Genomic DNA, 6,723 nt, shown 5'->3' on the forward strand with positions numbered 1-6,723 from the left:
CAAAGGTCGGGCATCATGAATCAAATGATGGTATTTCAGCAAAGCGATGAATCATATTGACCTCTCTCGAACGGATCTGAACCTGCTCGTCCTGTTCGAGGCCGTCATGGCGGAGGGCAATGTGGCGCGGGCCGCGAGCCGACTGTGCATTTCTCCCTCCGCCGTCAGTCACGGACTGGGCCGGTTGCGGCGGCTTCTGAATGATCCGCTCTTCATCCGGACACCCAAAGGCGTAGCGCCAACAGCACGAGCCATGGAGTTGGGCGATCCGATCGCCGACATACTCGGACAGGTTCGCGGGGTCGTCAGTTCTGCTGAGGTCTTCGATCCCCGACGCTCGACGCGCCGATTCACGATCGGGGCGCCCGACGGCGTGTCGGCCGTCGTCATGCCGGAGCTGTTGGCCCGACTTCAGACTGACGCCCCGCTGATCGGTCTGTGCGAGCAGACGATCCGGCCCGAAGACGCTTTCTTGCTGCTGGACACCCACACCATCGACTTGGTGATCGGCCCGGCCATCGGCGAGGCACCGGCGCGATTCCGCCAAAGCGTCCTGTTCGACGAGGACTTCGTCATCTGCATGAGGGCGGACCTTCCACTGGCTGGCGAAATGACCCTGGATCGCTACTGCGCGGCAGCGCACCTGCTGGTGTCCTCTACCGGCGACGCCAGCGGTCTGGTGGACCGCGCACTCGCCGCCGTCGGACGATCCAGACGGATCGCCTATGTGGCGCCGAACTTCATGCTTGCGCTGGCTATCCTGTCAGACACGTCTCTGATCGCGGCCTTGCCCAGACGCCTCGCGGAACGGCACTGTGATCGGTTCAGCCTAGTCTTCGTCGAACCGCCCCTCAAACTCCAGACATATGCCATCGTCCGCATGCTGCCGACGGCCGCGCTGGCCGATGCGGGCGTGCAGTGGCTGTTCGACGCGGTCGGCGCCTGTCAGCTCGGGGGAACGTCAACCTGATCGAGGTCGGTCTGGATCCATTCCGGCGAGTGGTGGATGTCGATGGTCTGGAGGCGGCCGGGACCGAGGTTTTCGAAGCGGTGCGGGACGCCGGCGGGACCGAAGACGACCTCGCCCTGCCCGGCCTCCAGCGTCTGGTCGCCCACGAAGAAGCGGGCGCGGCCTTCGACGACGATGAAGGTCTCGTCGTAGGGGTGGACGTGCAGGCGCGGACCGACGCCGATCTCATCCGTGCCGTAGGCGAGGACGGTGACCCCGGAGCCGAATGTCTGGCCGGGAAGCGAGCCGCGCCACGGGCCGTCCTTGGCCGGATCGAACAGGCGGGCCATGCCGGCGGGGCGGCCGTCAGGCGTGACCGATGCGGGATCGAAGTCTCTGCGCGCCATGGGCCGTCTCTCCTAGCGGGCGGTGTCTCAGTCCTCGTCGTCGGCGCCGGCCTCGTCGGGGATGGCCGGCAGTTCGACCGGAGCGGCGATGGTGCGGATTTCGCCCAGCTTTGCGCCCGGGAAGGCCTCCATGATCGCCTTGACGAAAGGATCGGCCTCGACCTCGGCGCGCTCGGTGGCGCGCTTGCGACGATCGACCTCGATCATGGTCTCGCCGCCACCCTGGCCATTGGCGGCGATCAGCCAGGTGCGACCGGTCCATTCCTTCAGCCGGGAGGACAGCTTGCGGGCCAGATCGATCGGGGCGCCGTCGACGCTCTCATAGGTGATGGCGCCGGGCTTGAAGGCGACCGGGCGGACGAAGCGCTCGACGTCCATCTGCAGGCCGACCTCGCGCTTCTCGCCGATCAGGGCGACGACCTGCTCGAACGACTGCGGGTCGGGCATGGCCGGCGCGGCGACCGGGCGGGCGGCGAGCTGGGCCGAGGCGCCGCCTCCACCGCCACCGCCGGACGGGCCGCGGGAGGCCGGGCCGCCGCCGAAGGGCTCGCCGTCACGCAGGGCCTTGAGCGCCTCCTCCGGTCCGGGGAGGTCAGCGGCGTAGGCGAGACGGACGATGGCCATCTCGACCGCGTCGGCCGGATTGGGCGCGCGCCGGACCTCGTCCAGCGCCTTCAGCAGCATCTGCCAGACGCGCGACAGGGTGCCGGCCGAGATGACGGCGCCCAGCGCCGCCAGCTTCTGCGCCTGATCGTTGGGCAGACGGGTGGCGTTCGGCCCCAGCATCTTGGCGACCGAGGCGGCATGGCAATGCTCAAGCAGGTCGTTTGTCACCTGCACCGGATCGGCGCCGTAGCCGTACAGGGTGCGGAACAGCTCCAGCGCCTCGGGCGTGCGGCCGGCCATGACGGCCTCGAACAGGGCGATGGTCTGGGTGCGGTCGGCGAGGCCCAGCATGTCGCGGACGGTCTCGGCCTTCACCGTCTCTCCGCGCTCGGCCTGAACCAGCGCCTGATCGAGCAGGGACAGGCCGTCACGGACCGAGCCCTCGGCGGCGCGGGCGATCAGGGCGAGCGCCTCCTGATCGATCTTCATGCCCTCGCGCCCGGCCACCCGGTCGAGATGTTCGACGAGAATCTCGGGCTCGACGCGGCGCAGGTCGAAGCGCTGGCAACGGCTGAGAATGGTCACCGGGACCTTGCGGATCTCGGTGGTGGCGAAGATGAATTTGGCGTGGGGCGGCGGCTCCTCCAGCGTCTTCAGCAGGGCGTTGAACGCCTGCGTCGACAGCATGTGAACCTCGTCGAGGACATAGACCTTGTAGCGCGCCTCGACCGGAGCGTAGCGGACGCTCTCGAGGATGTCGCGGATGTCGTTGACGCCCGTGTGGGAGGCGGCGTCCATCTCCATGACGTCCATGTGCTGGCCGGCCATGATGGCGGCGTCGTGCCGGCCGTGGGCGGTCAGCTCCAGCGAGGGCCGGTCTATGAGGTCGGTCTCGTTGTTCAGGGCGCGGGCCAGCAGGCGGGCCGTGGTCGTCTTGCCGACCCCCCGCACGCCGGTGAGCATGAAGGCGTGGGCGATGCGGCCGGTGGCGAAGGCGTTGGTCAGGGTGCGGACCATGGCCTCCTGACCGATCAGGTCCTCGAAGGTGCGCGGGCGGTACTTCCGCGCCAGAACGGTATAGGCCTCGCCGTCGGCTTCAGCCGGTTCGGCGGTGGGCGGCGCCTTTGCGGGCGCGACAGCGGCCTCGGCGAGGGCGACTTCCTTCGCCGGCTCGGGCGCGACAGGCGGCGCGCCGAACATGTCGTCGGTATTGGGATCGCGCTCCTCGGCCTCGGCCTCGGGGGCGTCCTCGTCCCATGGGGGACCCTCGAGACTCGGGTCGATGTCGCTCATTCCCGATCCTTAGCGCGACAGGGGGCGGCTGCCACCCCCTGCGCGCGCCGGATCCCGATTTCGCCGGGGATGAGTGGTGCGGATCAGTCCGTCATGTCGCGGATCTGGCCGCCATTGTCCTTGATCCGCTGGATCACCTGCTTGTGCAGCCAAATGTTCATCGAGGCGGTATCCGACTTGTCGCCGGTGTAGCCCAGCTCGTCGGCCAGCTCCTTCCGCTCGGCCAGCGAACTTTCCATTCCGGTCAGCTTCATCAGGTCGACGATGGAGGTGCGCCAATTGAGTTTCTGGTCGCGCTGCTCGTTCATGAAATTGAGGATGCCGTCGACGTCGACAGGCTGGGCCGCAGCGGGCGCGGCGGACGGTGCGGCCGCAGGAGCAGCGGTCGAGGTGGGGGGCGGCGCCGCCGGAGCCGAGGGCGGCGCGTCGCGCTTCTTGAAGATGCGCCCGAGGATGTTGTCGAGAATGCTCATGACGTCTGCTCCACTTTGGTGAGCTGGAAGAGCGGACTGGGCGAGCGGGAGTTCCGCGACCCGGAAGGATCGGCGGATGACGTTCCATTGAGCAGGGAAAGGGTGGAGACCGCGACCCGAAGGGGAATTCGTTGTGGCTGCTGCCTTCCGGCCCTGACCAGATTGGCGAAGCCTTCGCCCGCGATCTCCGATCGGGGATATGGCGGTTTGGGCTCGCCGATGCAAGCGCCGCCTTGCTAGACAGGGAGCATGGCCCTTTCCGCGATCAACACCTTCGCCGGTAACCCGTTGGATCGGGCGGGCGACCGCCGCAACGATCCCGACTGGCTGGCCGAGCAGGCGGACAATCCCGACGCCCTGGCCATGGTGATCTGGCAGGGCAAGCCGCTGGTCGAGGAGACGAACACGGGGCCGCGTCTCGCCTGGCTGGCGCTGAAGCACGCCCGCGCGGTCGTGCCGGATCGCGAGCTGTTCCTGGGCCTGTGGAACGACGCCCCGGTCTTCGCCGTCGAGGTGGAGGGGCCGGTCGATCCATCGGCCGGGCCGTTGCAGGGTCTGGGCGGCTTCCCGGAGATGCGCGAGGCGGCGGCGATCCTGCCGGGCCCCGACGCGGCGATGGCAGGCACGGCCAAGAGCCTGTTCGACTGGCGGGCGCGGCATGGCTTCTGCTCCGCCTGCGGTCAGGAGAGCGAGACGGCCTGCGGCGGCTGGAAGCGCATCTGCGCCGCCTGTGGAAGCGAGCATTTCCCGCGCGTCGATCCGGTGACGATCATGCTGGCGATCTACAAGGGCGGCGACGAGCCCCGCTGCCTGCTGGGCCGTCAGGCGGCCTGGCCGGCGGGGCGGATGTCCGCACTGGCCGGCTTCCTGGAACCGGGCGAGACCATCGAGGAAGGCTGCGCGCGGGAGATCGAGGAGGAGGCCGGGCTGACGGTGACGTCGGTGCGCTACCACTCCAGCCAGCCGTGGCCGTTCCCTTCGCAACTGATGATCGGCCTGTTCGCCGAGGTCGATTCGGATGATGCGCGGCCGGATCAGACCGAGCTGGAGGCGGTGGCGTGGCTGACGCGGGCGGAGGCGAAAGCCTGCCTCGAGGGCACGCACCCGACGATCAAGGCTCCCCCGCCGATCGCGATTGCTCGGACGCTGTTGCAGGCATGGGTAGACGGGTTCGACGTCTGAGAAACCGGCGAAGCCGGAATCATTCCCCGGGGATGCTGGTGCTTCACCAAGGACACCAAGGGGGCACGAAGAACACCAAGGAAGAAGTCGGGATCGGGACTTCGTGTCCTTGGTGCCCCCTTGGTGTCCTTGGTGAGGAACCGGCTTCGCCGGAGTTCTCAGCTTGCCAGCGCCCGCGCCGCTTCCAGATCCGCCGGATTGTCGACCGAGAGCGGGGCCTCGTCGATGACGGCGGCCCAGATCTGGAGGCCCATCTCCAGCGCGCGGAGCTGTTCCAGCTTCTCGCGCTTCTCCAGCGGCGACGGCGGGGCGGCGCAGAAGCGCATCAGGGCCTCGCGGCGGTAGCCGTACAGGCCGATGTGCCGCCAGACCGGCGCGTCGCCGTAGAGGGTGGAGCGGGTGAAATAGAGGGCGCGGCCGTGCCTCTCGCCGTCGTTCACCGCCAGCACGGCCTTGACCACGTCAGGGTTCGAGCGATCCGACAGGTCGGCCTCGCGGGCGACGAGGGTGGCGATGTCGCAGTCAGGTTGCCCGTTCAGAAGGGCGGCGCAGGCGGTGGCCAGACCCGGATCGGCGAAGGGCATGTCGCCCTGCAGGTTGATGATGGCGTCGAACCGGCCGTCCGGGTCGATGGCCTCCAGCGCCGCGCGGATTCGGTCCGAGCCCGAGGGCAGGTCCGGATCGGTCAGGATCGCCGTGCCGCCGATGGCCTCAATGGCGTCGACGATGGCCTGATCCCCGGCCGCGACGGCGACCGGCAGGCCTGACAGTGCAGCCTGCTCATAGGCGCGCACAATCATGGACTTGCCGCCGATGTCGGCCAGCGGCTTGTCCGGCAGACGGGTCGCCGCCATGCGAGCGGGAATCATTATCAACGGATTCATCGGCCTGCCTCGACTGCTGCGATGCCGGAACGCGGGAAAGTCGGTTCCGGCCCGGTTGCGAAGGCCGCGCTAGCGTGTAAGAGACGCCCACGCAATATTCGTCCGGTCGAGCCTTCGGTCGGACCCTAACGTACGGGATGCGACGACGCGGATGAGCGGCAGTCTGAACGGGAACAAGATCATGGCGGCCGGTCTGGCGACCGCCTTCGTCATCATCGGCCTGCAGCAGGTGACGGGCGCGATCTACGCGACCGCCAAGCCCGAGAAGATGGGCTACTTCATCGACGCTCCGGAAGAGGCCGCGGGCGGCCCGGCCGAAGTCGTCCTGCCGCCGGACTGGGGCACCGTCCTGCCGACCGCCGACCTGGCTGCTGGTGAAGCCGCCTTCGCCCGCTGTCAGGCCTGCCACACCGCCAACGCCGGCGGCGCTGACGGCATCGGTCCGAATCTGTTCGGCGTCGTGGGCGGGCCGGTCATGCATCGTCCGGGCTTCGCCTATTCGGACGCCATGGGCGCCCACAAGGCCGAGGCTCCGACCTGGGGCTACGACGAGCTGGATCAGTTCATCACCGCGCCGGCGCGCTACGTCCCGGGCACCAAGATGTCGTTCGCCGGCATCCGTGACCAGAACACCCGCGTGAACCTGATCGCCTGGCTGCGCAGCCAGGGCTCGGGCGGCTACGCCGTCCCGGCGCCGGATCCCTCGCGCCAGCCGGGCGCCGCCGCTCCGGCGGAAGGCGCGGCTCCGGCCGAAGGCGAAGCGGCCGCAGGAACCGGCGCTGAAACCGCAGCCGCCGACGCCGGCGGCCCGACGGGCGCCGCTCCGGCTACGGGCGCTGCAGCCGCCGCGACGACCCAGACCGCTCCGGCGGCTCCATCGGCGGCGACCAGCTCGACCAACAGCCCACGCTGATCGCGACAGTTGAATA

The 6,723-nt window shown here is 68.8% G+C and carries 7 protein-coding genes and 1 other RNA gene; 3 read left to right on the top strand and 5 right to left on the bottom strand.

What is annotated here, in order from left to right:
* Positions 1–46 precede the first annotated feature (46 nt).
* Positions 47–970, top strand: coding sequence for a LysR family transcriptional regulator (locus ABDZ95_RS14960; protein ID WP_343794777.1), 924 nt, complete (start codon positions 47–49; stop codon positions 968–970).
* On the opposite strand, the gene ABDZ95_RS14965 is transcribed toward ABDZ95_RS14960, so the two are convergent.
* From ABDZ95_RS14965 to ffs, 4 genes are all read right to left on the bottom strand, one after another.
* Positions 946–1,356: a cupin domain-containing protein gene (locus ABDZ95_RS14965; RefSeq protein WP_343794778.1), complete on the bottom strand. Its 411-nt coding sequence runs from the start codon at positions 1,354–1,356 to the stop codon at positions 946–948. The genes ABDZ95_RS14960 and ABDZ95_RS14965 overlap by 25 nt on opposite strands.
* A 27-nt stretch (positions 1,357–1,383) precedes the next feature.
* The gene (locus ABDZ95_RS14970; protein WP_343794779.1) at positions 1,384–3,255 is read right to left on the bottom strand and encodes a DNA polymerase III subunit gamma/tau; all 1,872 of its coding nucleotides are present in this window, start codon (positions 3,253–3,255) and stop codon (positions 1,384–1,386) included.
* A gap of 83 nt (positions 3,256–3,338) precedes the next feature.
* Positions 3,339–3,728, bottom strand: a complete 390-nt coding sequence (locus tag ABDZ95_RS14975; protein WP_343794780.1) for a DUF3597 domain-containing protein — start codon at positions 3,726–3,728, stop codon at positions 3,339–3,341.
* A 98-nt stretch (positions 3,729–3,826) separates the two neighbouring features.
* An RNA gene (gene ffs / locus ABDZ95_RS14980) (signal recognition particle sRNA small type) lies at positions 3,827–3,920 on the bottom strand.
* A gap of 57 nt (positions 3,921–3,977) precedes the next feature.
* On the opposite strand from ffs, the gene nudC reads away from it, so the two are divergent.
* Positions 3,978–4,910: an NAD(+) diphosphatase gene (gene nudC, locus ABDZ95_RS14985; RefSeq protein WP_343794781.1), complete on the top strand. Its 933-nt coding sequence runs from the start codon at positions 3,978–3,980 to the stop codon at positions 4,908–4,910.
* A gap of 158 nt (positions 4,911–5,068) precedes the next feature.
* Here the strand turns inward: nudC and ABDZ95_RS14990 are convergent, their stop codons facing one another.
* Entirely contained in the window at positions 5,069–5,794 is a 726-nt protein-coding gene (locus ABDZ95_RS14990) for a 3-deoxy-manno-octulosonate cytidylyltransferase (protein ID WP_343794782.1), read from the bottom strand.
* Between the two features lie 151 nt (positions 5,795–5,945).
* Here ABDZ95_RS14990 and ABDZ95_RS14995 point away from each other — a divergent pair, with 151 nt between their 5' ends.
* Positions 5,946–6,707, top strand: a complete 762-nt coding sequence (locus ABDZ95_RS14995; RefSeq protein ID WP_343794783.1) for a c-type cytochrome — start codon at positions 5,946–5,948, stop codon at positions 6,705–6,707.
* Positions 6,708–6,723: the final 16 nt, after the last annotated feature.

The organism is Brevundimonas kwangchunensis (genome assembly GCF_039523815.1).
Taxonomy (GTDB): domain Bacteria; phylum Pseudomonadota; class Alphaproteobacteria; order Caulobacterales; family Caulobacteraceae; genus Brevundimonas; species Brevundimonas kwangchunensis.

Bases quoted from the DNA above. Each gene is read 5' to 3' on its own strand.
- ABDZ95_RS14960 (WP_343794777.1), top strand. From the start codon at position 47: ATGAATCATATTGACCTCTCTCGAACGGATCTGAACCTGCTCGTCCTG.
- ABDZ95_RS14965 (WP_343794778.1), bottom strand. From the start codon at position 1,356: ATGGCGCGCAGAGACTTCGATCCCGCATCGGTCACGCCTGACGGCCGC.
- ABDZ95_RS14970 (WP_343794779.1), bottom strand. From the start codon at position 3,255: ATGAGCGACATCGACCCGAGTCTCGAGGGTCCCCCATGGGACGAGGAC.
- ABDZ95_RS14975 (WP_343794780.1), bottom strand. From the start codon at position 3,728: ATGAGCATTCTCGACAACATCCTCGGGCGCATCTTCAAGAAGCGCGAC.
- nudC (WP_343794781.1), top strand. From the start codon at position 3,978: ATGGCCCTTTCCGCGATCAACACCTTCGCCGGTAACCCGTTGGATCGG.
- ABDZ95_RS14990 (WP_343794782.1), bottom strand. From the start codon at position 5,794: ATGAATCCGTTGATAATGATTCCCGCTCGCATGGCGGCGACCCGTCTG.
- ABDZ95_RS14995 (WP_343794783.1), top strand. From the start codon at position 5,946: ATGAGCGGCAGTCTGAACGGGAACAAGATCATGGCGGCCGGTCTGGCG.